19 protein-coding genes, 1 tRNA gene and 1 pseudogene are annotated in these 24,579 nt (G+C 59.0%); 5 read left to right on the top strand and 16 right to left on the bottom strand.

Translation table 11 applies throughout. The features are described 5' to 3' along the window. The 5 genes from FHT78_RS23790 to FHT78_RS23770 form a co-directional block, all read right to left on the bottom strand. A complete protein-coding gene (locus FHT78_RS23790) occupies positions 1-891 on the bottom strand; it encodes an ABC transporter permease subunit (protein WP_183749031.1) in 891 nt (296 codons plus the stop codon). Positions 892-900: 9 nt separating this feature from the next. Further along, positions 901-1,905: an ABC transporter permease subunit gene (locus FHT78_RS23785; RefSeq protein ID WP_183749030.1), complete on the bottom strand. Its 1,005-nt coding sequence runs from the start codon at positions 1,903-1,905 to the stop codon at positions 901-903. Positions 1,906-1,991: 86 nt separating this feature from the next. Further along, positions 1,992-3,587: an ABC transporter substrate-binding protein gene (locus tag FHT78_RS23780; protein WP_183749029.1), complete on the bottom strand. Its 1,596-nt coding sequence runs from the start codon at positions 3,585-3,587 to the stop codon at positions 1,992-1,994. 345 nt (positions 3,588-3,932) lie between these two features. Continuing rightward, positions 3,933-4,412 (bottom strand): iron-responsive transcriptional regulator RirA, encoded by a 480-nt coding sequence (gene rirA, locus FHT78_RS23775; RefSeq protein WP_183749028.1) that lies wholly within the window; start codon positions 4,410-4,412, stop codon positions 3,933-3,935. A gap of 167 nt (positions 4,413-4,579) precedes the next feature. After that, positions 4,580-6,076, bottom strand: coding sequence for a CoA-acylating methylmalonate-semialdehyde dehydrogenase (locus FHT78_RS23770; protein WP_183749027.1), 1,497 nt, complete (start codon positions 6,074-6,076; stop codon positions 4,580-4,582). 166 nt (positions 6,077-6,242) lie between these two features. Between FHT78_RS23770 and FHT78_RS23765 the strand changes: the two genes are divergently transcribed. Next, on the top strand, positions 6,243-6,557 hold the full coding sequence (locus tag FHT78_RS23765; protein WP_183749026.1) for a putative quinol monooxygenase: 315 nt from the start codon (positions 6,243-6,245) through the stop codon (positions 6,555-6,557). Beyond that, positions 6,554-7,435 (top strand): LysR family transcriptional regulator, encoded by an 882-nt coding sequence (locus FHT78_RS23760; RefSeq protein WP_183749025.1) that lies wholly within the window; start codon positions 6,554-6,556, stop codon positions 7,433-7,435. Before FHT78_RS23765 ends, FHT78_RS23760 begins: the two co-directional genes overlap by 4 nt. On the opposite strand, the gene FHT78_RS23755 is transcribed toward FHT78_RS23760, so the two are convergent. From FHT78_RS23755 to FHT78_RS23735, 5 genes and pseudogenes are all read right to left on the bottom strand, one after another. Continuing rightward, positions 7,432-7,602, bottom strand: a complete 171-nt coding sequence (locus FHT78_RS23755) for a hypothetical protein (protein WP_183749024.1) — start codon at positions 7,600-7,602, stop codon at positions 7,432-7,434. The two genes, FHT78_RS23760 and FHT78_RS23755, sit on opposite strands and share 4 nt — an antisense overlap. Positions 7,603-7,619: 17 nt before the next feature. Then, positions 7,620-8,068, bottom strand: a pseudogene (locus FHT78_RS23750) (DUF4174 domain-containing protein). A gap of 110 nt (positions 8,069-8,178) precedes the next feature. Continuing rightward, positions 8,179-8,418: a helix-turn-helix transcriptional regulator gene (locus FHT78_RS23745; protein ID WP_183749023.1), complete on the bottom strand. Its 240-nt coding sequence runs from the start codon at positions 8,416-8,418 to the stop codon at positions 8,179-8,181. 224 nt (positions 8,419-8,642) lie between these two features. After that, a tRNA-His gene (locus tag FHT78_RS23740) sits at positions 8,643-8,719 on the bottom strand. Positions 8,720-8,846: 127 nt separating this feature from the next. Beyond that, positions 8,847-9,296 carry a phasin gene (locus tag FHT78_RS23735; protein ID WP_183749022.1) on the bottom strand — a complete coding sequence of 150 codons (450 nt, stop codon included), beginning with the start codon at positions 9,294-9,296 and terminating at the stop codon, positions 8,847-8,849. 214 nt (positions 9,297-9,510) lie between these two features. Between FHT78_RS23735 and FHT78_RS23730 the strand changes: the two genes are divergently transcribed. Next, positions 9,511-13,230 (top strand): PAS domain-containing sensor histidine kinase, encoded by a 3,720-nt coding sequence (locus FHT78_RS23730; protein WP_183749021.1) that lies wholly within the window; start codon positions 9,511-9,513, stop codon positions 13,228-13,230. A gap of 274 nt (positions 13,231-13,504) precedes the next feature. Here the strand turns inward: FHT78_RS23730 and FHT78_RS23725 are convergent, their stop codons facing one another. Next, entirely contained in the window at positions 13,505-15,457 is a 1,953-nt protein-coding gene (locus FHT78_RS23725) for an acetoacetate--CoA ligase (RefSeq protein ID WP_183749020.1), read from the bottom strand. A 162-nt stretch (positions 15,458-15,619) separates the two neighbouring features. On the opposite strand from FHT78_RS23725, the gene FHT78_RS23720 reads away from it, so the two are divergent. Then, positions 15,620-17,518: an AsmA-like C-terminal region-containing protein gene (locus tag FHT78_RS23720; RefSeq protein ID WP_183749019.1), complete on the top strand. Its 1,899-nt coding sequence runs from the start codon at positions 15,620-15,622 to the stop codon at positions 17,516-17,518. Here the strand turns inward: FHT78_RS23720 and FHT78_RS23715 are convergent. The 5 genes from FHT78_RS23715 to FHT78_RS23695 form a co-directional block, all read right to left on the bottom strand. Beyond that, positions 17,515-18,333 (bottom strand): ABC transporter permease subunit, encoded by an 819-nt coding sequence (locus tag FHT78_RS23715; protein ID WP_183749018.1) that lies wholly within the window; start codon positions 18,331-18,333, stop codon positions 17,515-17,517. The two genes, FHT78_RS23720 and FHT78_RS23715, sit on opposite strands and share 4 nt — an antisense overlap. A 2-nt stretch (positions 18,334-18,335) precedes the next feature. Then, positions 18,336-19,247, bottom strand: coding sequence for an ABC transporter permease subunit (locus FHT78_RS23710; RefSeq protein ID WP_183749017.1), 912 nt, complete (start codon positions 19,245-19,247; stop codon positions 18,336-18,338). A 4-nt stretch (positions 19,248-19,251) separates the two neighbouring features. After that, complete coding sequence (locus FHT78_RS23705) at positions 19,252-20,394, bottom strand: ABC transporter ATP-binding protein (RefSeq protein ID WP_183749016.1); 1,143 nt, start codon at positions 20,392-20,394, stop codon at positions 19,252-19,254. An 88-nt stretch (positions 20,395-20,482) separates the two neighbouring features. Then, a complete protein-coding gene (locus tag FHT78_RS23700) occupies positions 20,483-21,580 on the bottom strand; it encodes a polyamine ABC transporter substrate-binding protein (RefSeq protein ID WP_183749015.1) in 1,098 nt (365 codons plus the stop codon). Between the two features lie 128 nt (positions 21,581-21,708). Further along, the gene (locus tag FHT78_RS23695; RefSeq protein WP_183749014.1) at positions 21,709-23,103 is read right to left on the bottom strand and encodes an XRE family transcriptional regulator; all 1,395 of its coding nucleotides are present in this window, start codon (positions 23,101-23,103) and stop codon (positions 21,709-21,711) included. A 178-nt stretch (positions 23,104-23,281) separates the two neighbouring features. On the opposite strand from FHT78_RS23695, the gene aceA reads away from it, so the two are divergent. Further along, a complete protein-coding gene (gene aceA / locus FHT78_RS23690) occupies positions 23,282-24,571 on the top strand; it encodes an isocitrate lyase (RefSeq protein WP_183749013.1) in 1,290 nt (429 codons plus the stop codon). Positions 24,572-24,579 lie beyond the last annotated feature (8 nt).

Genomic DNA, 24,579 nt, shown 5'->3' with positions numbered 1-24,579 from the left:
TCAGGACCTCTTCATCTTGGGGTCGAGCGCATCACGCAGGCCGTCACCCATCAGGTTGATGGCAAGAACTGTGATCAGGATCGCAAGACCCGGAAATGTAACGACCCACCAGGCGCGCGATATGAATTCGCGGGCTTCGGCGAGCATCGTGCCCCATTCGGGTGTCGGCGGCTGTGCGCCCTGGCCCAGGAAACCGAGGGCGGCTGCATCCAGGATCGCGGCAGAGAAGGCGAGCGTCGCCTGTACGATCAGCGGTCCCAGGCAATTCGGCAGGATCGTCTTGAACATCAGCCGGAAGGTGCCGGCACCCGCGACGCGGGACGCCACCACATATTCCTTTTCACGCTCGCTCATGACGGCGGCACGCGTCAGGCGCACGAAATGCGGCTGGTTGACAATCGAAATGGCGATCATGGCGTTGAGCAGGCCGGGACCGAGCACCGCGACGAGCACGAGGGCCAGAAGGAGTGACGGGAAAGCCAGGATGATATCCATGAGGCGCATGATGACGATATCGACACGGCCACGGAAGTAACCGGCGACGAGGCCAATCAAGACGCCCGCAACCACCGACAGCGTGACGACCACGACACCGATGAACAGCGAGAAGCGTGCACCGAAGATCAGACGCGAGAGAATATCGCGGCCGACGGCATCCGTTCCGAGCGGATAGGAGAAGCTGCCGCCATCCATCCAGAAAGGGACGGAAAGCAGAAGCTCACGGTTCTGCTCGGTCGGCGCGTGCGGCGAGACGAGAGGCGCAAAGATCGCCATGAGAAGAATGATGGCGAAGACGAAGAGGCCGATGACGGCGCCCTTGTTTCGCGAGAAGTAGTACCAGAATTCCGTGAGGGCGGAGGGCTGGTCGGATTTTGCAGTAACCGTGCTCATGGACCGCTCCTAGTGTCTGATACGCGGATTGATGAAGCCGTAGGCAAGGTCGACGATCAGGTTCACCAGCATGATGATGCCGGCGATCAACAGAAGACCACCCTGGACGACTGCATAGTCGCGCTTGAAGACAGCATCGACCATCCACTTGCCGATGCCCGGCCAGGAGAAGATCGTCTCGGTAAGAATGGCGCCTGCGAGCAGCACGCCGACCTGCAGGCCGATCGTGGTGACGACCGGGATCATGGCGTTTCTAAGCGCATGAACGCCGACGACGCGCAACGGTGCCAAACCCTTGGAGCGGGCGGTGCGCACATAATCCTCGCCCAGCACTTCGAGCATCGCCGAGCGGGTCTGGCGGGCGATAACCGCAAGCGGAATGGTGGCAAGCACCACGGTCGGCAGAATGAGATAGCTGACGGCCGAGGCGAAGGCGCCCTTCTGGCCGGAGAGCAAACTGTCGATCAGCATGAAGCCGGTGACGGGTTTGAAGAAATACATCAGTGAGATGCGGCCGGAGACGGGCGTCCAGCCGAGATAGCCGGAGAAGAAGATGATGAGTAGCAGGCCCCACCAGAAGATCGGCATCGAATAGCCGATCAGGGCGACGCCCATCACGCTCTGATCGAACCAGGTTCCGCGCTTGACGGCAGCGAAGACGCCGGCCGGCACGCCAAGAAGGATTGCCACCAGGATGGCGCAGAGCGAAAGCTCAAGCGTTGCCGGGAAGAGCGTGAAGAATTCGCCGAGGACGGCACGTTTGGTGACGATCGAGGTACCGAGATCGCCGTGCAGCACTTTTCCGAGATAATCGAAATACTGCACATACATGGGCCGGTCGAAACCGAGATCGTGCATGATCTGGGCGTGACGTTCGGGTGCCATGGTTCGTTCGCCCGACAATAGCATGACGGGATCGCCGGGAAGCAGGCGGATGAACGAGAAGGCAATGAGCGAAACGCCGAGGAAGGTCGGTATCAGGACTGCGAGGCGCCCGATGAAAAATCGCAACATAGCAGGTTGTCCAATAGTTTCCGGCGGTCAGGTGGAACCTGACCGCCGGTCGAGCCCGGTTTCAGCCGGGCAGTTTATCATTTTTCTTATTCGGCGATATCAACGCCGTCGAAGCGGTGGATGCCGAGCGGATCCATATGGAAGCCAGACACCTTCTTGCTGACCGGAACGAAGACCAGCGAGTGGTCGAGCGGAGCCCAGGGAGCTTCCTTCTTGAAGATTTCCTGTGCTTCTTCGTAGAACTTCGTGCGGGCAGCAACGTCAGCCGTCTCCTTGGCTTTCGTCATCAGCGCATCGTAGTCCTTGTTGCACCACTGAGCGCGGTTGTTACCGCCGACAGCGTCGCAGCCGAGCAGCGTGTCCATGAAATTGTCAGGGTCACCGTTGTCGCCGGTCCAGCCGAGGATGACGGCGCCATCGCGCTTCACGTCGGAGGAGAGCTTCAGGTATTCGGCCCATTCATGAGTGACGATCTCGACGTTAACGCCGATCTTGGAAAAGTCTGCCTGGATCAGTTCGGCGGCGCGGCGAGCGTTCAGCATGTACGGACGCGAAACCGGCATTGCCCAGACCTTCATGGAGAGGCCCTTCACGCCAGCGGCTTCGAGAGCCTTCTTGGCGCCTTCCGGATCGTACTTGTCGTCTTCGATCTTGTCATTATAGGACCACATGGTCGGCGGGATCGGGTTCTTGGCAACCTGGGCAGCGCCCTGGAAGACCGCGTCAATGATCGCCTTCTTGTTGATCGCCATGTTCAGCGCGCGGCGGACTTCCGGCTTGTCGAACGGAGCCTGCTGGGTGTTGTAGGCGAGGAAGCCGACGTTCAGGCCAGCCTGTTCCATGACCGTGAGGTTCGGATCCTTCTTGAGCTCGGCAACGTCAGCAGCGTTCGGATACGGAACGAGGTGGCACTCGCCGGCCTTCAGCTTCTGGGCGCGGACAGCGGCATCAGGCGTGATCGCGAAGACGAGATCGTCGATCTTTTCCTTGCCCTTGAAGTAGGTTTCGTTGGCCTTGTAGCGGATGACGGCATCCGTCTGATAGGCGACGAATGTGAACGGGCCGGTACCGAGCGGCTGCTGGTTCAGCTGGGCCATCTTGCCGTCAGCGGCGAGCTTGTCGGCATATTCCTTGGAAACGATGGATGCGAAGTCCATGGCGAGGTCGGCCAGGAACGGAGCTTCCGGGTTGTTCAGCGTGAACTTGACCGTCAGATCGTCAACCTTCTCGACCGACTTGATGAGATCGGGGAAGCCCATGCCGGCGGCGTATTCGTAGGAACCGCCTTCGACATACTTGTTCCATGGGTTGTCGGTTTTGATCTGGCGCTCGAAGGAGAAGACGACGTCGTCTGCGGTCAGGTCGCGCGACGGGGTGAAGAAATCGGTCGTCTGGAACTTCACGCCGGGATGCAGCTTGAAGGTATATTCCTTGCCATCCGGAGAAACCGTCCAGCTGTCGGCAACGCCCGGCTCGATCTCTGTTCCGCCGTGCTTGAATTCAACGAGGCGGCTATAAACCGTACGCGAAGACGCGTCGAAGGTCGTGCCTGCCGTGTAGAGGCTCGGATCGAAGCCTTCCGGCGATCCTTCGGCGCAATAGACAAGCGTCTTGGAATACGCGGCGGTGGCCATGACCGAAGCCAGGGCTGTCGCTGCGAGCAGGACAGAGAACTTTTTCATGATATCGTTTCCCAGGTTTGTTCTTTTTTGATCTTTAGAGATCGGGCGCTCATTAGCCCGATCGGCGGGCCGATGGAACGATATTTATTTGCTGAAAGCAACGGGATCCGCAGAAAATTTTTCCAGGAAAACAATTTTAGAAATTTTCGGTCAAAAATAGGCCAAAATTTGCAAGATTGAAGCACGTTCAACCGAATTTTTGTCGCTTTTGGTACAATTTGGCGTCGCGGAAGGCGTTGAGAACGGTTTCAACCGGCTCTGATATATCAACAATCCGTGAGTTAAATGAAAAACCACGGCTATCGAAAACAGCCGTGGTTCACGATGATATCAGAATACCAAGTATTACGCAGCCGGTGCCGGAATGACGGGCTTGCGATAGTGTTGTTTGCCGGTGAGGCCGAGGAGGAAGTTGATCTGCGGCCGCGCCTTTACCAGGTCATCGATCGAATACTCGGTCAGCACGTCGAAGAAGGCATTGAGCGCCTTGCGCAATGCCGAATTCAGACCGCAACTATCGACCAGCGGGCACTCGGCCACACCGTCTTCAAAGCATTCCGCCATGGCGAAGCTGTCTTCAGTGACCTTTACCACGTCGAAAAGGCTGATATCGGTCGCCGGCTTGCCAAGGCGGACACCACCATTGCGGCCGCGCACCGTCTCGACAAGGCCTGCCTTGTTCAGAGGCTGCAGAATCTTGAAAAGAAAGAGCTCGGAAACACCGTATGCCCTGGCAATCTCCGGAATCCGGCTCAAATGTCCTTCATTGGCTGCACAATACATCAACATGCGAACCGCATAGTTGGTCTGCTTCGTCAACCGCATGCCGATCTCCTAAATCGTTTGTGAACCGTATATAATGGCTTTCACAGTTTTGAACAATTCCAAAATATGAAATTCACATTCACGTTTCCCGCGACTGCTCGCCGCAGCGTTTCCAAATGAAAACAGGCCCTTCTCGGGCCTGCTTCCAGATGACGAAACATGTTGGATCACTTCATCGTCGGCATGACGAATTCGGCGCCGCTTTTGATGCCCGACGGCCAGCGGGCGGTAACGGTTTTGGTCCGGGTCCAAAACTTGATCGAATCGGTGCCGTGCTGGTTCAGGTCGCCGAAGCTCGAAGCCTTCCAGCCGCCGAAGGAGTGATAAGCGAGCGGAACCGGGATCGGAACATTAATGCCGATCATGCCGATATTGATGCGGGAGGCGAAGTCGCGGGCGGCGTCGCCGTCACGGGTGTAGATCGCGACGCCGTTGCCGTATTCGTGCTTCATCGGCAGGTCGAGGGCCTCTTCGTAGTTCTTGGCACGAACGACGGAGAGAACCGGTCCGAAGATTTCCGTCTTGTAGATGTCCATGTCCGGCGTGACGTTGTCGAACAGCGTACCGCCGACGAAATAGCCGTTTTCATAACCCTGCAGCTTGAAACCACGGCCGTCGACGAGAAGCTTTGCGCCCTCTTCGACGCCGCGGTCGATAAGGCCGTTGACGCGGTTATAGGCATCCTTGGTGACCAGCGGTCCCATGTCGGCCTTTTCATCGGTATAGGGGCCGATGCGCAGGGATTCAATCTTGGGCGTGAGTTTCTCGACGAGACGGTTGGCGGTTTCCTCGCCGACGGGGACGGCAACGGAGATGGCCATGCAGCGCTCGCCAGCAGAACCGTAACCTGCGCCCATCAGCGCGTTGACGGCCTGGTCCATATCGGCGTCAGGCATGATGATCATGTGGTTCTTGGCGCCGCCGAAGCACTGGGCGCGTTTACCGTTCATCGCAGCCGTTCCATAAACGTAACGGGCGATCGGCGTGGAGCCGACGAAGGAGACGGCGCCGATGTCGGGATCGGTGAGGATCGCATCGACGGCCGTTTTGTCGCCGTTGACCACGTTCAGGATGCCAGCGGGAAGACCGGCTTCGATCATCAGTTCGGCCAGGCGGATCGGAAGGGACGGATCGCGCTCGGAAGGCTTCAGGATGAAGGCGTTGCCGCAGGCGATTGCCGGGGCAAACATCCACATCGGGATCATGCCCGGGAAGTTGAAAGGCGTGATGCCGGCGCCGATGCCGACGGGCTGGCGGATCGAATACATGTCGATCGCCGGGCCGGCGCCTTCCGTAAATTCACCCTTGGCAAGATGCGGAATGCCGCAGACGAATTCGCAGACTTCGAGGCCGCGGATGATATCGCCCTTGGAATCCTCCACCGTCTTGCCATGCTCGCTGGAAAGCAGCGTTGCGAGCTCATCCATATGCTGGTTCAGCAGTTCGACGAACTTGAAGAAGACGCGAGCGCGGCGCTGCGGGTTGGTGGCAGCCCATTTCGGCTGCGCAGCCTTGGCGTTTTCGACGGCGGCGCGCAGTTCCTCGACGCTTGCAAGCGCGACCTTTGCCTGCACTTCGCCGGTCGCCGGGTTGAAGACGTCGCTGGTGCGGCCGCTGGTGCCGGCGACGTATTTGCCGCCGATGAAATGACCAATCTCACGCATGGGTGTTCCTCCTTTTGATGAACGCATCAATCGCACTTCAATTTGCACAAATCAATGCGCTATAATAAGCAACCATTGTGCGCATATTATAGTTCTATTCCCGTGACCGGTGCTCCTGCTCCAAAACTTGGCATGGTACGCGGACAAGTCAAAGGGAGGTTCACCGATGAGCGGGAAACCTATCGTCAGAATGGCGGAACTGGAGATCGATCCAGGCCGGATCGAAGCCTATCGCGCGCTGCTGACCGAGGAAATCGAGGCATCCATCACGCTGGAAGACGGCGTCCTTTCTCTGAATGCCGTTTCCATCAGGGATCATCCGAACAAAATCCGTATCCTCGAGGTCTATGCCAACAGGGAAGCATACGAAGCTCATCTGCAGACGCCGCATTTTCTTAAATACAAAACCGAGACATCAGGCATGGTGACAGCACTGACGCTCATAGACGTCGATCCCATCGCGATGCGTTCAAAGCCATGAACTGGGATGACGTCCGCATTTTCCTGGCCGTTGCCCGCGCCGGGCAGATCCTCGCCGCATCGAAACGGCTGGGGCTCAATCACGCCACGCTCTCACGCAGACTGACCTCGCTGGAAGAGGCGCTGAAAACCCGGCTTTTCATACGCCGGACCAATGGCTGCGAGCTGTCCGCCGAAGGCGCAATCTTTCTTGCCTCGGCTGAGCGAATGGAAACGGAGATGCTTTCCGCGCAGGCCAATCTCGGACACACCGATACGGCAATTGCCGGAACGGTGCGTGTCGGCGCGCCTGATGGGTTCGGCGTTTCCTTTCTTGCGCCACGCATGGGCCGGCTGATCGAGCGTCATCCGGCACTGAAGATCCAGCTCGTGCCGGTACCGCGTTCCTTTTCGCTGTCGCAGCGTGAAGCGGATATCGCCATCACACTGGAACGTCCGGAACAGGGACGCCTCGTTTCCTCCAAACTCACCGACTATACGCTCGGCCTCTACGCCTCGCGGGACTATCTGGCGCAGCATGGAAAGCCCGAACATGTCGACGCCTTGAAGGCCCATCCGCGCATCGGCTACGTCGAAGACCTGATCTTCACTGCTTCCCTAAATTTCTCCGCCGAGGTGATGCGCAGCTGGGATGCGGGGTTCGAGATCTCCACGGCGATCGGCCAGACGGAGGCCGTACGTTCAGGTGCCGGCATCGGTATCCTGCATGACTATATCGCTCGGCAATACCAGGAACTGGTGCGCATCCTGCCGCAGGTGTCCATCCGCCGCGCCTACTGGACGACTTACCACGAAAGCGCGCGCGATCTGGTGCGCGTGCGCAGCGTCATCGATTTCCTGCAGGAACTCGTTGACGAGGAAAGGCAGATCTTCCTCTAATACCCAGTTCGGAGATGTTTCGCCGGTTCCTCATTCTCATCGGGATTGGGAAGCGGCGTTTCATCCGGCAGGCGATCCGGCTCCGGCTCCTTGATCGGCGGTTCCGGCTTCCAGCCCGGTGAAGGCATCGGCGGCTGGTCGGGAATGGGTTCGTTGGGGACGGACATGGCCGGCTCCTTTACGATTACGATATCAGATTATTTTTCGTGCCTGACGGTTCGCCAGCGCGCACGGGCATGCTGTCGATAATGGCGAAAAGTTCGCCGGATCTGATCGGCTCGCTGGCCTTCAGCTTGATCGCACCATCCTTGCCGACCAGAAAGGCGCAAATTCTCCTGCCTCAGGCGCTTCCAGCTCTTCTCGAAGCGCCTCACCGTCCAGCCCGTCGCCGCTTCCAAACAAGGGTTTGATGCTCGATCCAACAAGCTTGAGAACAATCATATCCCGCTCCTCAAGAGCGGCCCGATCGGCAAGCAACTGATTTTCCTGACTGGCAGCGCGGGAATTATCCGCATCGGCAATCACAAGGAAGACACGGTTCTTCCATTGGAACTGTTCGAGGCCAGCAACCGTTGCATAGGCGGCGTTCGTCTCGTCGATCTTCGTTGCGCCGTAAAGAAGGGTCTTGGACATACACATACTCCCGTCACCGGTGAACGGTGCGGGAGCCGCAAGAGTTCCAACCATGTCTTATAAAGGGGACGACGGCCGATCAGAAAATGCTGATCGGCCCTGTCGCACAGTCAGATATGCAGAAAAGCAGAAATCGGAACCTGCAGGGCTGCTGCGATGCGCTTCAGCTTTGCCGGATCGGCACTTTCGCCGTTTTCGATTTCGAGGATTTCCCCATTGGCCAGACCGCAGGTGACTGCGAGGTCTTCAATGCTGTAGCCAACCGCACTGCGTGCGTCCCGAACCGCAGCTGCCACGTCAATCGGGGAAACAGCGGTCGATTCCTCTATATTCTGAACAGAAATGGACATCAAATTCTCCTTAATGCCTCGGTGGACTGTCCCTACCCCCAGGCGGCAAGCCGCCAGCATTTCGCAATGCAGCGGAAAGAATGGGCAATTGCTGCATCGCACCGCACATAAATAGGTAAACTAATGTTAACGGCAATAGCAAAATGCGAGGAGGCATCATTTTGACGGCAAAAAGCGCCGATGCCGTGCATTGCCGAACAGGAAGACCAACTTATGGGAGAGAATGGTACGGTTGGGGGGTCTCGAACCTCCGACCTCAGGTGCCACAAACCTGCGCTCTAACCAACTGAGCTACAACCGCACATGCCGCGCTCGGCGCGACGGGGGTCACATACGAGGACTTGAACTTTAATTCAAGCCCCGATTTGCCCTCAATATACAAAAAGGCCGAACCCACGGTCCAGCCTTTATTGCATATGGATGGTCGATCAAGCAGCCTTGAAGGATGCCATGACCTTTTCAGCGGCTTCCTTGGAAGGTTTTGCAACCTTTTCGGCAACCTGCTTGGTGGTTTCCTGGAGCGACTTCGCCTGCTCGATGGTGATCTCAGCCTGCTTGCGCAGGAAAGAGGTCTGCAGCTCGAAGAATTCGGCAACGGACTTGACGCCGAGCAGCGCTTCCATGTGCGACAGCGAGCTTTCAGCATTGATGCGGAGCGCATCGACTGCCTTGAGGCCGATTTCAACGCTGCCGGCCTGCGCGGTCTGCACCGTTGCTTCCAGCGTCTTGCTGGCTTCTTCGCCTGCAGACTTCAGCTTGGCATAGGCTTCCTTCGACTGCTGAGCGCCCTTTTCGGCGAAGTCGCGGAAGGACTCGGCCAGCTTGCTCGGGTCGAAAGAGGCAATTGAAAAAACGTCGTCGGTCTTTATGGTAGCCATCGGATAACGTCCTCTAGGATGGGCAAAGCTCGTGCCCGTGATACATTGGATAAATCTTATATAGAGCATTTCGTTGTGCATTGCAACATCATTGTGCAACGCACAATACGTTAACCTTTCCGGCCGAAAGCTCCCTGCTCTTCTGGACCGGTCGCAGACCTGCAGTTATTAATAAGCAGTTAATTCTAAAAGGCCGAAAGCGACAGGTTCGATCATGCCCGCAGTCCAGTATCCGTTCATCGATATTGCCGTTCATGCGCGGGTTCGTGAACGATTTTCGCGTGGCGAAGCCATGGTTTTGTTCTCGGGCGACCTTTCCCGCTTGCTGTGGGCAAACGGCGCGGGTGCCGAACTTTTTGGCCATACTGCTGTCTATGATCTGCTCGATCAGGGCGTCAGCCACGCCGACATCACCTTCCGCCAACTTGAGGCGACTGCCCGCCAGCTTGGCGAAATCGGCGACCAGAAAACCTTTGTCATTCGTATCGCCAAGGGCTTCCAGCGCGTTCAGGCCCCGGCATCATCGGAGCTCATCCGCCTCGCTTCGGGTGAGAAAGCCATCCTGTTTTCCGTTCCGGTTCTCACGCGTCCGCTGACGGCAGGCGCAAGCGCTGCGCAGATGCTGCAGGGCCTCGATGACCCGGATACGCATATGGCTGTGATCGGGGCCGAGGGCGAAGTCATTGCCGCTTCGCCAGGTTTCGCCTTGCTCGGCATCACACAGCAGGCGGCAAGAACGCTCATCGCGCTTGCCGGCGCTCATCCTGACCGGCTGGTGAAGCGCCCGGTTGCGACCGGTCGTGGCCACTTGCCGGCTGCCGTCGGTAAACTCAACGACGAGCCCGCACTGCACCTTCTCTTCGCCGTCGAAACGTCGATCGGTCATCTCGATCCGATCGAGCCCTCCGCCAAGGCCGAAGAGCCTGCGCCGCAGGAAATTGCGCCAGCGGAAGCCGCAGCGGATGAAATCGCTGGTGTTCCCGCACCTGTGGCCGGCTTTACAGAGGCCGAAGCGATCGATGCCGTTTCCGGTATCGAAGAGGTCGAGGAGACGCTGGAGGACATTACCGGGGAGCCCGAGGAACCGGTCCAGATGAACGAATCGGTCAAAGTCGAGGCCCAGGTCGAACCGTCGGCAGATGAAAGCAGTTTCGAGCCCAAAACAGCCGCCGCAGGCTCCGGTGAGCACCCGGCGGATCAGCCGAACGAAGCGTTGACCTCGGCGGAAGGAATCTTGGAGACACGCGCAGAGGCTCCGGTGGTCGAGCAGGTTGAGCCGGCCGCTTCCGTCGCCGAGAACTTCGCAGCAGCACCCGTTCTACCCGCTGAACCCGCAGCGGCGGCGAAGAAAAGTAGCTTCGTCTTCAAGCCGAACAGCCGTGCCACCCGCTTCGTTTGGAAGATCGATGCGGAAGGCCGCTTCAGCGAAGTTTCGCATGAATTTGCTGATTCCGTCGGCCCGCATGCGAGCAATATCGTCGGCAGCGCTTTCTCCGAAGTTGCCGCCCTCTTCAACCTCGATCCGGAATCAAAGCTCTCCGAGGCCTTAGCGCGACGCGACACTTGGTCAGGCAAGACGATTTATTGGCCGATCGAAGGCACGAGCCTCGTCGTGCCTGTCGATCTCGCCGCCCTGCCGACCTATACGCGCAACCGCGACTTCGATGGTTTCCGCGGCTTCGGCGTCGTGCGCCTGTCGGACGCCCAGGAAGATCCATTGGCGCTCGGGCTGACGCTCGGGCCTGACGGCATCGGCCATGATGCCGCCTATCTTGGCCCGGTCGATGAAACCGCGCCGAAAGAGGCTGAACTGCCGAAAGAGCAGTCTGAAGAAATTGCCGAAGCTGCGCCGCAGGCCGAAGATGCAGTGAATCCAAAGCCTGATGTCGAAGAAGACACTGGACCGGAAGTGGAAGCCGCGACAGAAGCAACCAACCCGGAAGAGACTGTAGCAGCAGAACCTGTCGCCGAGGAACAATCCGCCGCTGAGCCTGATGCTGCCGAGCAGCGGGAAGAGCCGCCGGCGCTGCGCCCTTCCGAAACGCCGAGCCGCCGCTTCACCGACAAGGTCGTGCAGTTGCACAGTGCCAGCAGCGGTCTGACGGCAGCCGAGCAGGCGAATTTCCGCGAGATCGCCAAGCGCCTCGAAGCCTTCGGCGCGCGCAGCGAAGAGCCGGTCGCAGCCCCGCAGCCGGAACCTGATGTCGAACAGGCAGCGACAGTCGAAGATGTCGTTGCCGAAACTTCCGCCGTCGAGCCGACTGCGCCTCAGGAAGCGATTTACGAAGCCGCAGCAGAACCGCTGCCGGAAGAGGCTGCTGCCGAGGCCGAGGAGATCCCCGCGGACGAAGTCGAAGACGACGTGACCGAAGGTCTGCAGGAGACCGTCAGCCAGATCGAGGTTCTGACCAGCTTTATTCCGCCGCGCGTGAAGATGACGGATGGACTTTCGGCTGCGACCGTCGATCTGCTGCCTGTTGCCGTGTTGATCCATGCCGGCGATCAGCTGATCCATGGCAACCCGGAATTCCTGCGGCTGACGGGCTACGATTCCGTCGAAGCCCTCTCCGAAGTTGGCGGCATCGATGCATTGCTGCAGCGCCACGACCTCGAAAACGGTGCAGGCACGATGATGCTCGTCAAAGCCGATGACAGGCTGGTGCCGGTCACGGCCCGTCTGCAATCGGTTCGCTGGGAAGATTCCAACGCCCTGATGCTGGCGCTGATGCCGGTCGAAAACCGGGAAGAAAGCAAAGGTGAGGTGATCCGGCTCGACCAACGCACCGACCGCATGGTGGAGAAGGTTGCCAAGCTGCAGGTCGAAGTGGAGGAACTGCGCTCGATCCTGGAGACGGCAACCGACGGCGTCGTCGTCATCGGCACTGAGGGCGATATCCGCTCGATGAACCGCTCGGCAAGCGCCCTTTTCAACTACGACGAACAGGAAACGCGCGGCAAACCCTTCGCGATGCTGTTTGCGCATGAGAGCCAGAGAGCGGTGATCGACTATCTGCACGGGCTTTCCGGTCACGGCGTCGCAAGCGTGCTGAACGACGGACGCGAGGTCATCGGCCGCGAGGCCGCCGGCGGTTTCGTGCCGCTGTTCATGACCATGGGTCGCCTTACCTCATCCAACGGCTATTGCGCCGTCATCCGCGACATCACACAGTGGAAGCGCACGGAAGACGAGTTGCGCAATGCCAAGGGTGCAGCCGAAACCGCCAATGCTCACAAGACGGATTTCCTTGCGCGCGTCAGCCACGAGATCCGCACGCCGCTCAACGCGATTATCGGCTTTTCAGATATGATGGCGAGCGAACGCTTCGGGCCGATCGGCCATCCACGCTATATCGAATATGCAAACGACATCGGCCGTTCCGGCCGGCATGTTCTCGACATCGTCAACGACCTGCTCGATATTTCCAAGATCGAAGCGGGCGAGATGGATCTCGACTTCGCCTCCGTCGGCCTCAACGAGGCGATCTCGGAAGCGGTGGCACTGGTGCAGCCGCAGGCGAACAGCCAGCGGGTTATCATCCGCACTGCCCTTTCGCAGTCGGTGCCCGATGTTGTGGCCGACCTGCGTTCGATCAAGCAGATCGCGCTGAACATCCTGTCGAACGCCATCCGCTTCACACCGTCTGGCGGGCAGATCGTCGTTTCCACCTCCTATGAGGCGAACGGCAGCGTGGCGATGCGGGTGCGGGATACCGGCATCGGCATGACACGCAGCGAACTCGACCAGGCGATGAAGCCATTCCGCCAGGTATCATCCACGCAGTCACGCCATCGCGGCGACGGCACCGGTCTCGGCTTGCCGCTCACCAAGGCGATGGTCGATGCCAACAGGGCAATTTTCTCGATCAATTCCGCGCCGAACGAAGGCACGCTGGTGGAGATCACCTTCCCGTCGCAGCGTGTGCTGGCGGGCTAAGCACTTATTTTCGCGCGTTCCGGACGCAAAACCGCTCTAAACTTTGCTGGAATTATTCGCCAAAGAAAAGGCAGCCAAGGGCTGCCTTCGAGAGTTGGTGCTGGTAAAACAAGAGCTTAGACGATCAACGTCATGTTTCGGGAACCGCAGTTCCAGACCATCTCTTCATGTATGGTCTCCAAGTTGGCTTCACCTTTGACAAACCTTTCTTAACGAAAGGTTTCCAAAACGCGGAATTGATCAACGGCAAAAGCTTGTAGTTTAGCAGCCGCTTTCAAACCTTTAGCTCTTCCAGCCCGGCAAAAAGCTTGAGTGCCTCGGGGTTGGCGAGTGCCTCCTGATTCTTAACGGGCCGGCCGTGCACGACCTCGCGCACGGCAAGTTCGACGATCTTACCGGACTTGGTACGGGGAATATCCGCGACTGCAATGATTTTGGCGGGTACATGACGCGGAGAGGCGCCGACACGGATGCGAGTCTTAATCGCCTTAACCAGGTCCCCGGTCAGCGCCACGCCAGGTGCCAGCCGGACGAAGAGCACGACGCGCACGTCGTCGTCCCAGTCCTGACCGATGCAGAGCGCTTCGACGACCTCCTCCATCTGCTCGACCTGATTGTAGATTTCCGCCGTACCGATGCGCACGCCGCCAGGATTGAGCGTCGCATCCGAACGGCCGTGAATGATCAGGCCGCCGTGTTCGGTCCATTCGGCGAAATCGCCGTGGCACCAGACATTGTCGAAGCGCTCGAAATAAGCCGCCCGATACTTGGCGCCGTCAGGATCGTTCCAGAACATGACCGGCATGGACGGGAAGGCCTTGGTGCAGACCAGCTCACCCTTTTCCTGACGGACCGGCTTGCCTTCGTCATTCCAGACGTCGACGGCAAGGCCGAGGCCTGCCCCCTGGATCTCACCGCGCCAGACAGGCTGCAGCGGATTGCCGAGCACGAAACAGGACACGATATCGGTGCCACCGGAAATCGAGGCAAGCTGGACGTCTTCCCTGATACCTTCATAGACAAAGGTGAAACCTTCGGGCGATAGCGGCGAGCCGGTGGAGGTGATCAGCCGCAAGCTGGAGAGGTCATGGCTCGTGCGCGGCGTCAGCCCGCTCTTGCGCACCGCGTCGATATATTTGGCCGAGGTCCCGAAGATTGCGAATTTCTCCTCGGCCGCATAGTCGAAGAGCACATTGCCATCGGGCGCGAAAGGCGATCCGTCGAACAGGCAGAGCGTGGCGCCGGAGGCAAGACCGCTTGCCAGCCAGTTCCACATCATCCAGCCGCAGGTGGTGAAGTAGAAAAGCCTGTCCCCGGGCTGCAGGCCACAGTGAAGGCTATGCTCCTTCAGATGCTGGAGAAGTGTGCCGCCGGCCGAATGCACGATGCATTTCGGCACGCCTGTCGTGCCTGAGGAGAAGAGAATGTAAACTGGATGGGCAAAGGGCAGTTGCACGAAGTCGACGGGCTTCGCTTCGTAGGGAGCGATGAATGCGGCAAGCGTATTGCCTCCGGCCGTCTCGCGAGCGACCTCATCTGCATCACCGGCATAATGGACTACGAGCGTCGGCACACCGAGACTCTTCGCGACATTTGCCACCTTCTGTTTCACGTCCTGCAGCTTGCCGTTATACCAATAGGCATCGCAGGCGATGAACAGCTTCGGCGCAATCTGGCCGAAACGATCCAGCACACCCTGCTCACCGAAATCGGGCGAACAGGAGGACCAGATGGCGCCGATCGAGGTTGCCGCCAGCATGGCAGCTATCGTTTCCGGCATATTGGGCATCATGGCAGCAACACGGTCGCCCTCGCCGATGCCGAGAGCGCGAAAGCCCTGCTGGAGCTGTGACACGAGCGCACGCAGGCGATCCCACGACCATCGGTCTTCAACCTTGTCCTCGCCGCGGAAAATGATGGCATCGCCCGGCCCGCTTCCGCTCAATAGGTTTTCGGCAAAGTTCAGGCGCGCCTCAGGAAAGAAGCGTGCTTCCAGCATGCGGTCGCCGTTCACGAGAATATTCGCGCCGCGCTCTCCCTTCACGCCGCAGAAATTCCACAAGGCCGACCAGAAACTCTCCCGATCGGCGATCGACCAGGCGTGCAGATCCTCAAAGCCCTTTAAGGCGAGACCGAAGTCTCCATTGCAGCGCTGCATAAAAGCATGGATCGGGCTATTTTCGATCCCATCTTTCGTGGGCTTCCAAAGCGGCTGATTCTCCTGCATTCAATCCTCCTCCCCAATGCAGAACTTATAGCATGCTGCATTGCATTATAAAGTGTGCAGCGACCCGATCCGCCGCGCGTGGGATTTGCATATGCCCGGTATTTCATATATCCGGCAAAATCAGAAAATAACGGGTAACCGGCTGAAGTTCCGGCGGAGCTCATGGGTACGTCAAGACAAGGCAGATGGCGAAAAAGGATCGGCCCCGTCTCGCGCTGGCTGCCGGCTTTTGCCCGTGTCTCCACCATCATATTGTTAATCGGGCTTGCCTTCTTCGTCGCGCTCAGGATCGCCGCTCCCTATCTTATTTCCACCGGCTTCGTGCGCTCGGGCATCGAGGATGCCCTGTCGAAATGGACGGGCTATCACGCCGAGATCAAGGGCAATCCAGTCCTCGAATTCTGGCCGACGCCACGCATTACGCTGAACGACGTCACCATCCGCCAGCCGCGCGGAAGCGGCGACAAACTGCTCGGCCGCATCGAGAGCCTTTCAGCCGATTTCAGCCTGATCGATGCGCTGCGCGGCCGTACCCGCTTCCACGAATTTCACCTGCTAAGGCCCAACCTCTCGCTGACGCGTGACGAGAACGGCCTTATCGACTGGAGTTATGCCGGCCTTCTGGCGCGAGCCATCGCAGGAGTGCAGGACAATAACGGCACCGAGATTCTCGCTCCGAAGCTTGACGCCGATATCGGCGCGGTGACCGTCGAGGACGGCACGCTGACCCTGACAGATACGCGGACAAGCAATGTCTACCACTTCGACAGCGTCGCAGCCGATATCGCCTGGCCGAAGCTGTCGAGGGCAATTTCGGCCGTCCTCATCGCCCGATTCAACGGCCAGGACGTGAAGATCGACTTTTCCTCGGCCGCGCCACTGCTCGTCTTCGCTGGCAAGAATGCCGAGATGAAGGCCTCGATCGCTTCCAATCTGATGACTGCGCGTTTCCAGGGCGTCGGCAGCATGGTGAGCCTCTCCTCGGTCTCCGGGAATATCAACGCCAGCTTTCCGGACGTGCCGGCCCTCTTGAAATGGTCAGGCAGATCGATACCGGGGATCGAGTCGCTGAAGAGCGCCTCGATGACCTCGGATGTGTCGTCTTTAACAAACGGCTTCCGCTTCAACAATCTCAGCATGACGCTCAACGATGCGAGCGCCACCGGCGTGATGGATTTCACCGTCGCACCCGGCAAGCGGCCGAAGATTGGCGGGACGCTTGCCTTCGACCAGATGAACCTCAAGCCGTTCCTCGATGCCTTCGCACTCAGGCTTGCCGCCGGCGGCCTGGGCGACTCGCTGCTACCGAACTCTCTCGGGCCACTGCAGCTTCTCGATCTGGATGTGCGGCTTTCGGCGCGACAGGCGCAGATGGGTATCTTCTCGCTTGCGGATGTCGGCGCCAGCGTGATCGTCGCCGGCGAGGAGGCGAAGTTCGATATCGGCGAAAGCCAGTTCGAGGGCGGCGAAATGACTGCCCATCTGGAGGCGACCCGCCGCGATTTCGATGGTGGCGGCAAATTGCAGCTTTCGATCCGCAATGCGGACTTCAATGCGCTGGCAGAGAAATTGCAGCTCAAGGGGCCGCTGCCGCATGCGATCGGCTCCCTCGACCTTTCGCTGGAGACGCCGAAGGCAATCTGGACGACGGGACTTGCCGATGTAACCGGCAAGCTCCGGTTCTGGACGGCGGCGGGCTCCATTCCCGGCGTCGATGTCTACGCACTCCGCACCCAGGCATCGCAGAAGCCGTTCTTCGCGCTAAGCTCCACCGGAAACGGATCCTTCGCCTTCAGTAAGCTCGATCTTCGGGCTGACTTCGCCAATGGCACCGCGGAAATCCACGATGCGCGATTTGCCGGTTCCGATCAGACGCTGACACTATCAGGCGTCATCACTTATCAGTCGAACGGACTTGCGCTCTCCGGCGTGCTGGAAGCGATCGATCCGGCAAAAGCGGTCGATCTTCCGCGCCTGCCCTTTTTCATCGGCGGCTCGTGGCCGAACCCGGTGATTTCGCCGGTGCCGCTGCTGAACGGACCGGCAAAGTCTCAACCTTAAGCGACCGCAGCCGCGGCCCGCTCATCCCGTTCGCGCTGCACCTCGCGGCGCTTGGTGATGATCGAGGCGCAGATGACGCCAACCGTCACGATGGCAATCAGGATAGTACAGACCGCGTTGATCTCTGGCGTCACGCCGAGACGCACCTGGCTGTAAATCTTCATCGGCAATGTTGTTGCGCCCGGGCCGGACGTGAAGCTCGCAATCACGAGGTCGTCCAGTGACAGGGTGAAAGCCAGGATCCATCCCGAAAAGACGGCTGGCGAGATAATCGGCAGCGTGATTTCGAAGAAAGTGCGCACCGGTGTTGCGCCAAGATCCTGGGCTGCTTCCTCGATCGACTGGTCAAAACTCAGAAGCCGTGACTGCACGACGACGGCGACGAAGCACATGGTCAGCGTCGTATGCGCAAGCGTAATGGTCCAGAAGCCGCGGTCGAGACCGATTGCCACGAAGAGCAGCAGCAATGACAGACCGGTGATGACGTCAGGCATCACGAGCGGTGCGTAGATCATGCCCGAAAACAACATGCGGCCGCGGAAGCGCGTGTAGCGTACCAATGTCAGCGCAGCCATCGTGCCGAGGATGGTTGCGAAAGTGGCCGACAGCAGGCCGACACGGATCGTCACCCAGGCGGCGTCGAGCAGGGCCTGGTTCGACAGCAGGGACACATACCATTTGGTGGAGAAGCCGCCCCAGACTGTGACAAGCTTCGACTCGTTGAAGGAAAAGACCACCAGAAGCACGATCGGCAGATACAGGAAGGCAAAGCCGAGCACCACGGAGATGATATTGAAACGGGTCCACCTCAGCATGCTTATTTACCTCGCTCTTCGGCTTTGGCCTGGGCATTCTGGAAGAAGACGATCGGGATCACCAGGATCAGCAGCAAGATCGTCGCGACCGCCGAGGAAACCGGCCAGTCTCGGTTGGCGTTGAATTCGTTCCAGAGTGTCTTGCCGATCATCAACGTTTGCGAACCGCCCAGAAGATCCGGGATGACGAATTCGCCGACGGCGGGAATGAAAACCAGCATGCAGCCGGCAATCACGCCGGGGATCGATAGCGGGAAGGTGACGCGCCAGAAGGCTTGGATCGGCGTACAGCCGAGATCCTGGGCCGCCTCGATCAGCGTACCGTCCATTTTTTCAAGCGCCGAGTAGAGCGGCAGCACCATGAAGGGCAGGTAGGAATAGACGATGCCGATATAGACGGCTGTACTGGTGTTGAGAATGATCAGCGGACTATCGATGACGTGCAGCGACAGGAGGAGCTGGTTTAGCAACCCCTCCGGCTTCAGAATGGCGATCCAGGAATAGACCCGGATCAGGAAACTCGTCCAGAAGGGCAGGATGACGAGCATGAGCAAGGTCGGCCGGACAGTCCGCGGCGCCTGCGCCATGCCGTAAGCAATCGGATAGGCGATCAGCAGCATCAGGAAGGTGGAGATCGCGGCGATCATGACGCTCGACACATAGGCATTGAAGTAAAGCGGGTCGTCGGTCAGGTAGCCATAATTGTCGAAAGAGAAGGTCGCGACCTTGCTCCAGAAACCGCTCCAGCCGTCGGCAAGTGCGAAGACCGGCTCATACGGCGGTATGGCGATTGCCGTCGTCGATAGCGAAATTCGGAAGACGATGAAGAACGGAGCCAGAAAGAAGAGCAGCAGCCAGGCATAGGGAATGATGATCACGAGGCGGTTGTAGAAGCGTGAGGCAAACGTTCCCATAGGCTCAATCCTTCAACAGCACGCCACCATTCTCATCGAAGGAGACCCAGACTTCCTGATCATAGGTGAAGGGGTCGTCGACGGAACGTTGTGCGTTGAGGGAGGAGGCTCTGACGAATTTTCCGCTCGGTAGCCTGATATGGAAAACGGTCATGTCGCCGAGATAGGCAATATCCCAGATCTCACCCTTGGCTGCGTTGATCGAAGCATTCAAAGGTGCCGCCCGCGTGACGCGAATCTTTTCCGGGCGAATGGCAACACCAACCGTATTGCCGACAGCAAGCGTTTCGGGCGCGGCAATACGGATCGTGAAGCCGCTCTCGACTGCAAGCTCGACCGCGCCGTTCCCTGACATCGTCACCTTGCCATCGAAGATGTTCACATCGCCAATGAAGTCGGCAACGAAACGGGAATTCGGCGCCTCGTAGATTTCGGCAGGGGTTGCGACCTGCACCACTTTGCCATGGCTCATGACGGCGATTCGATCTGCCATGGTCATTGCTTCCTCCTGGTCGTGGGTGACCACGACGAAGGTCAGGCCAAGATTCTGCTGCAGGTCCATCAGCTCGAACTGGGTTTCCTCGCGCAGCTTCTTGTCGAGCGCGCCGAGCGGCTCGTCGAGCAGAAGCACCTTCGGGCGCTTGGCGAGCGAACGGGCGAGCGCCACGCGCTGACGCTGACCGCCAGAGAGCTGGTTGGGCTTGCGGGAGGCGAACTGCTCGAGCTTCACGAGCTTGAGCATCTGCGATACGCGCTCGGCAATCTCGTCCTTCGGCATTCCATCCTGCCTCAAGCCGAAGGCAATGTTCTTCTCGACCGTCATATGCGGGAAAAGGGCATAGGACTGGAACATCATGTTGACGGGCCGCTTGTAGGGCGGCGTGCCGGCGAGATCGGCGCCATCGAGCACGATCTCGCCCGATGTCGGCTGCTCAAAGCCGGCCAGCATGCGCAAGAGCGTGGACTTGCCGCAGCCGGACGCGCCGAGCAGCGCGAAGAACTCGCGGTGATAGATATTCAGCGACAGGTCATTGACGGCAGTAAAATCGCCGAAGCGTTTGGTGACATTCTTAAAAGCAATGAAGGGTTTTGCAGACGGATCGGTCCATGGCGCGAACGCGCGGCGGATATTACCGAGAGACTTCATATTATTCCCCGAAATACACGGTTTCAGCCAGCCTCCCCAGGCCGGTAATTGAAAGGCCCGGACGTTTCCGTCCGGGCCTGGTATCGTCTTACTGGCCAGTGACGACCTTCGTCCAGATTCGCGTCGCCGTGCGCTGGGTCTTCGGATCCCACGGCCGGACCGTGAAAAGACCCTTCATTACCTCATCCGTCGGATAGACGGCGGGGTCTTCCAGCACCTCCTTGCTGACGAACTGCTGCGAGGCCTTGTTGCCGTTGGCATAGAAGGTGAAGTCGCTCGCTTTCGCGATGACTTCCGGCTTCATCATGTAGTTCAGAAATTCATGCGCTTCGGCCACATGCTTGGCATCGGCGGGGATCGCCATCATATCGAACCACATCTGTGCACCCTGCACAGGAATCGAGTAGTTGACCTCCACACCATTCTTGGCTTCGGCCGCGCGGTCGCGAGCCTGCAACATGTCACCGGAATAGCCGAAGGCGATGCATATATCGCCATTGGCAAGGGCGTTGATGTATTCGGACGAGTGAAACTTGCGAATGTAGGGGCGAGCGGCCGTCAGCAACTCTTCGACCTTCTTGAAATCCTCGGCCTTGGTGGAGTTCGGGTCGAGGCCGAGATATCGCAGCGCCGTGGTTATCACGTCCTTCGGCGTATCGAGCACATAGATACCGCAATCCTTGAATTTTGCGGCAACCTTCGGATCGAAGATCACTTCAAGGCCGGGCTTGGCATCGGGACCGAGGATTTCGGCGACCTTCTTGACGTTGTAGCCGATGCCATCGGTACCCCACATGTAATCGACAGCATATTCGTTGCCCGGATCATATTCAGCAGTGCGCTGCTGGATCACATCCCACATGTTAGAAAGGTTCGGCAATTTGGACTTGTCGAGCTTCTGGAAGACGCCGGCCTGGATCTGGCGCTGCAGGAAGTCGGCTGTCGGAACGACGACGTCGTAACCCGTGCCTCCAGCGAGCAGCTTGGTTTCCACGGTTTCGTTGGAATCGAACGTGTCGTAGACAACCTTGATACCGGTTTCCTTGGTGAAGTCTTCAAGGATTGAGTTGTCGATATAATCGGACCAGTTGTAGACGTTGACCACGCGCTCCTGGGCGAAGGCCGGCGCAGCAGCAAGGAGAGCGACAACGGCAACTGCCGTCAGGCTGGCTATTCTTGACCTCATAATATCTCCTGTTTTTTTAAAGGCGTCGCGCCAGCGGACACCTCTTCTTCCCTCTGGTTTGAACGCAGACTAGAAAGGAATTTCTGAGCCTACAAGCGCAAAATCCTGCAGTGTCAACGATTTCACAATCACTGAAAATCGAAGCTTCCAAGGCCGGCGGAAGTCTCGTCCAGTGCGAGTGGACGGGTGAGCGGCGGCTCGGCCCGCGAAAGGCATCCGCGCCTCTCGCAAAGGCGGCAGGCGGGGCCGACGGCGACCGGTAGGACATCGCTTCGACCGTAGACCAGACTGTCGCGCAGGGCGGCATCGCAACCGATCAGCAGAGCCGTGCGCCGCACCCGTTCGCCGAATTCGACAACAGGCCCTTCCAGCGTGCGTGCGACCGTCAGGAAAGTCGAACCGTCGGGCATGACGACCGTTTCTGCCAATATCCTTCCGGGCTCCTGAAAGGCTGCATGGATATTGAGCTTCGGACAGTTGCCGCCGAAGCGTGCCTGAGGAAACCCGTGGGCGCCTGCCCTGCGGATCACATGCCCTACGGCATCGCGCTCCATGAGAAAGAACGGAATGCCCGCAGCACCGGGACGCTGCAGCATGACGAGGCGCGCCGCAGCCTGGCCGAAGGAAACAGCGAAACGGGCGCGGATGAGATCGATGTCGTATCGGGTATTCTGTGCGGCAAGAAGAAAGGCTCCGTACGGCATCAGCAAGGCGAGCGCCGCACTGCGCGTGAGTTCGAAGCGGGCGATGCGCCGCGCCTCGTCGGATGACAAGGGCAACTCGTCGAGCGCGGCTTCGATCTCGGGCCGCAGGGCGAGCCTGGCCACTTCGATGGCTATCTCCTGCGCTTGATCGGCCCGCGAAAGGCGCTCGGATAAAAAAAGCCGCATCGAGTGACGGTCGAAGCGGCGACGCAGATCCGGCATGACGTGGACAGGCAGGATGCGAGTGGCGATGCCGCGCTCGTTCTTCAGCCAGTCCTTCAGGTCACCGCCGGCAGCAAGTCCATTGGCGAAACTTTCGGCCGCCGCCTCGATGTCGGCGAAATAGGCGGGACGGCGCTCCAGCACCTCCCTCACCTCATCCAGAGGCAGGCGGCCGGACGCGACCGGCACACGGTCGTCCCCCGCCATCAAGGCGGTCAGGTCGGAAAGCCGGGCGGCCTGCTCGCGATAGGCGCGGTAGAGCTTGACCACGCCACCGGCCGCGTTCGGCGCGGCATCGGCCACTTCGACAAGTTCCTGATCACCCGGCAACTCACCCGACAGCAACGGATCGGCGAACACTTCCTTCAGTTGGCCAAGGCCGCCGGGAGTTTCACCCTGCAGTTCCTCAAGATCGATGCGGTAGACGGAAGAGAGCTTGAGCAGCAATTGTACCGTCAATGGGCGCTGATTGCGTTCAATCAGATTCAGATATGAAGGCGATATCTCCAGCGCCTCGGCCATGGCAGTCTGAGTCAATGCAAGCGTATTGCGGATACGCCTGACTTTCGGCCCCGCAAATATCTTCCGTTCCGCCATGTCACATCCTTTACACTCCAGAGTTTACAATTTTTTACAAAATTACAAAACAGTCCTGTAAATTCCCACATCCTAACCTCTTTCCTTGCCGGTAATCAAAGGTTTTTCTGGATAATTTCCTCGTTTTGTAAATTCTGTCATCAGCGCTCAGGCGTTTGAAGTCCAAGAGGAGATTGGCGTGACAGATTTTTACAAGCTCATCCGCAATGCCCCCGCTGGCCGTTTCGACGGTATCGAACGGCCCTATTCCGTCGCCGATGTAGAGCGTCTGCGCGGCTCCGTCGCGCTTCGCTACACGCTGGCCGAAATGGGGGCTGCCCGTCTCTGGCAGCTTCTGCATGAGGAGAATTTCGTCAATGCGCTCGGCGCGCTCTCCGGCAACCAGGCCATGCAGATGGTACGCGCCGGGCTGAAGGCGATCTATCTTTCCGGATGGCAGGTTGCAGCCGACGCCAACACGGCATCAGCAATGTATCCGGATCAATCGCTCTATCCCGCCAATGCCGGGCCGGAGCTTGCTAAACGCATCAATCGGACGCTCCAGCGCGCCGATCAGATCGAGACGGCGGAAGGTCAAGCACCTTCGGTCGAGACCTGGTTTGCGCCCATCGTCGCTGACGCTGAAGCCGGTTTCGGCGGACCACTCAATGCCTTCGAGATCATGAAAGCCTACATAGAGGCGGGAGCAGCCGGCGTTCATTTCGAGGATCAGCTGGCTTCGGAGAAGAAATGCGGCCATCTTGGCGGCAAGGTGCTGATCCCGACCGCCGCGCATATCCGCAATCTCGACGCGGCGCGGCTTGCGGCCGATGTCATGGGCGTGCCGACGCTCGTCATCGCCCGCACCGATGCCGAAGCGGCCAAACTTCTGACCTCTGACATCGACGAGCGCGACCAGCCTTTCGTCGATTATGATGCCGGACGCACGGTCGAGGGCTTCTATCAGGTTCGCAACGGGCTGGAACCCTGCATTGCACGTGCGGTCGCCTATGCGAACCATTGCGACCTCATCTGGTGCGAAACGTCGAAGCCTGACCTGGAACAAGCACGCCGCTTTGCCGAAGGCGTCCACAAAGTGCATCCCGGCAAGCTGCTTGCCTATAATTGCTCGCCATCCTTCAACTGGAAGAAAAACCTCGACGATGCTGTCATCGCCAAGTTCCAGCGCGAACTCGGCGCCATGGGCTACAAGTTCCAGTTCATCACACTCGCCGGGTTCCATCAGCTGAACTACGGCATGTACGAGCTCGCCAGCGATTATCGCGAGCGGCAGATGGAGGCCTATTGCGAGCTTCAACAGGCGGAATTCGCGGCGGAAGCGCGCGGCTATACCGCCACCAAGCATCAGCGTGAAGTCGGCACCGGCTATTTCGATGCCGTGTCGCTGGCGATATCGGGCGGCCGTGCTTCGACGACGGCCATGGGAGAATCAACCGAACACGCCCAGTTCAAACCGGCTGCCGAGTAGAGGAGAAC

The organism is Rhizobium sp. BK196, assembly GCF_014193255.1.
In the GTDB taxonomy this organism is placed as follows: domain Bacteria; phylum Pseudomonadota; class Alphaproteobacteria; order Rhizobiales; family Rhizobiaceae; genus Rhizobium.
The sequence above is the reverse complement of the archived record's forward strand: the minus strand, read 5'-3'. Positions and strand labels throughout refer to the sequence as shown.

What these genes read in the sequence shown, in the direction of transcription:
- FHT78_RS23730 (WP_183749021.1), top strand. Translation starts at nt 9,511, where the DNA reads ATGCCCGCAGTCCAGTATCCGTTCATCGATATTGCCGTTCATGCGCGG.
- FHT78_RS23705 (WP_183749016.1), bottom strand. Translation starts at nt 20,394, where the DNA reads ATGAAGTCTCTCGGTAATATCCGCCGCGCGTTCGCGCCATGGACCGAT.
- FHT78_RS23745 (WP_183749023.1), bottom strand. Translation starts at nt 8,418, where the DNA reads ATGTCCATTTCTGTTCAGAATATAGAGGAATCGACCGCTGTTTCCCCG.
- FHT78_RS23770 (WP_183749027.1), bottom strand. Translation starts at nt 6,076, where the DNA reads ATGCGTGAGATTGGTCATTTCATCGGCGGCAAATACGTCGCCGGCACC.
- FHT78_RS23785 (WP_183749030.1), bottom strand. Translation starts at nt 1,905, where the DNA reads ATGTTGCGATTTTTCATCGGGCGCCTCGCAGTCCTGATACCGACCTTC.
- FHT78_RS23735 (WP_183749022.1), bottom strand. Translation starts at nt 9,296, where the DNA reads ATGGCTACCATAAAGACCGACGACGTTTTTTCAATTGCCTCTTTCGAC.
- FHT78_RS23780 (WP_183749029.1), bottom strand. Translation starts at nt 3,587, where the DNA reads ATGAAAAAGTTCTCTGTCCTGCTCGCAGCGACAGCCCTGGCTTCGGTC.
- FHT78_RS23725 (WP_183749020.1), bottom strand. Translation starts at nt 15,457, where the DNA reads ATGCAGGAGAATCAGCCGCTTTGGAAGCCCACGAAAGATGGGATCGAA.
- FHT78_RS23720 (WP_183749019.1), top strand. Translation starts at nt 15,620, where the DNA reads ATGGGTACGTCAAGACAAGGCAGATGGCGAAAAAGGATCGGCCCCGTC.
- FHT78_RS23760 (WP_183749025.1), top strand. Translation starts at nt 6,554, where the DNA reads ATGAACTGGGATGACGTCCGCATTTTCCTGGCCGTTGCCCGCGCCGGG.
- FHT78_RS23695 (WP_183749014.1), bottom strand. Translation starts at nt 23,103, where the DNA reads ATGGCGGAACGGAAGATATTTGCGGGGCCGAAAGTCAGGCGTATCCGC.
- FHT78_RS23715 (WP_183749018.1), bottom strand. Translation starts at nt 18,333, where the DNA reads ATGCTGAGGTGGACCCGTTTCAATATCATCTCCGTGGTGCTCGGCTTT.
- rirA (WP_183749028.1), bottom strand. Translation starts at nt 4,412, where the DNA reads ATGCGGTTGACGAAGCAGACCAACTATGCGGTTCGCATGTTGATGTAT.
- FHT78_RS23700 (WP_183749015.1), bottom strand. Translation starts at nt 21,580, where the DNA reads ATGAGGTCAAGAATAGCCAGCCTGACGGCAGTTGCCGTTGTCGCTCTC.
- FHT78_RS23790 (WP_183749031.1), bottom strand. Translation starts at nt 891, where the DNA reads ATGAGCACGGTTACTGCAAAATCCGACCAGCCCTCCGCCCTCACGGAA.
- FHT78_RS23710 (WP_183749017.1), bottom strand. Translation starts at nt 19,247, where the DNA reads ATGGGAACGTTTGCCTCACGCTTCTACAACCGCCTCGTGATCATCATT.
- FHT78_RS23755 (WP_183749024.1), bottom strand. Translation starts at nt 7,602, where the DNA reads ATGTCCGTCCCCAACGAACCCATTCCCGACCAGCCGCCGATGCCTTCA.
- FHT78_RS23765 (WP_183749026.1), top strand. Translation starts at nt 6,243, where the DNA reads ATGAGCGGGAAACCTATCGTCAGAATGGCGGAACTGGAGATCGATCCA.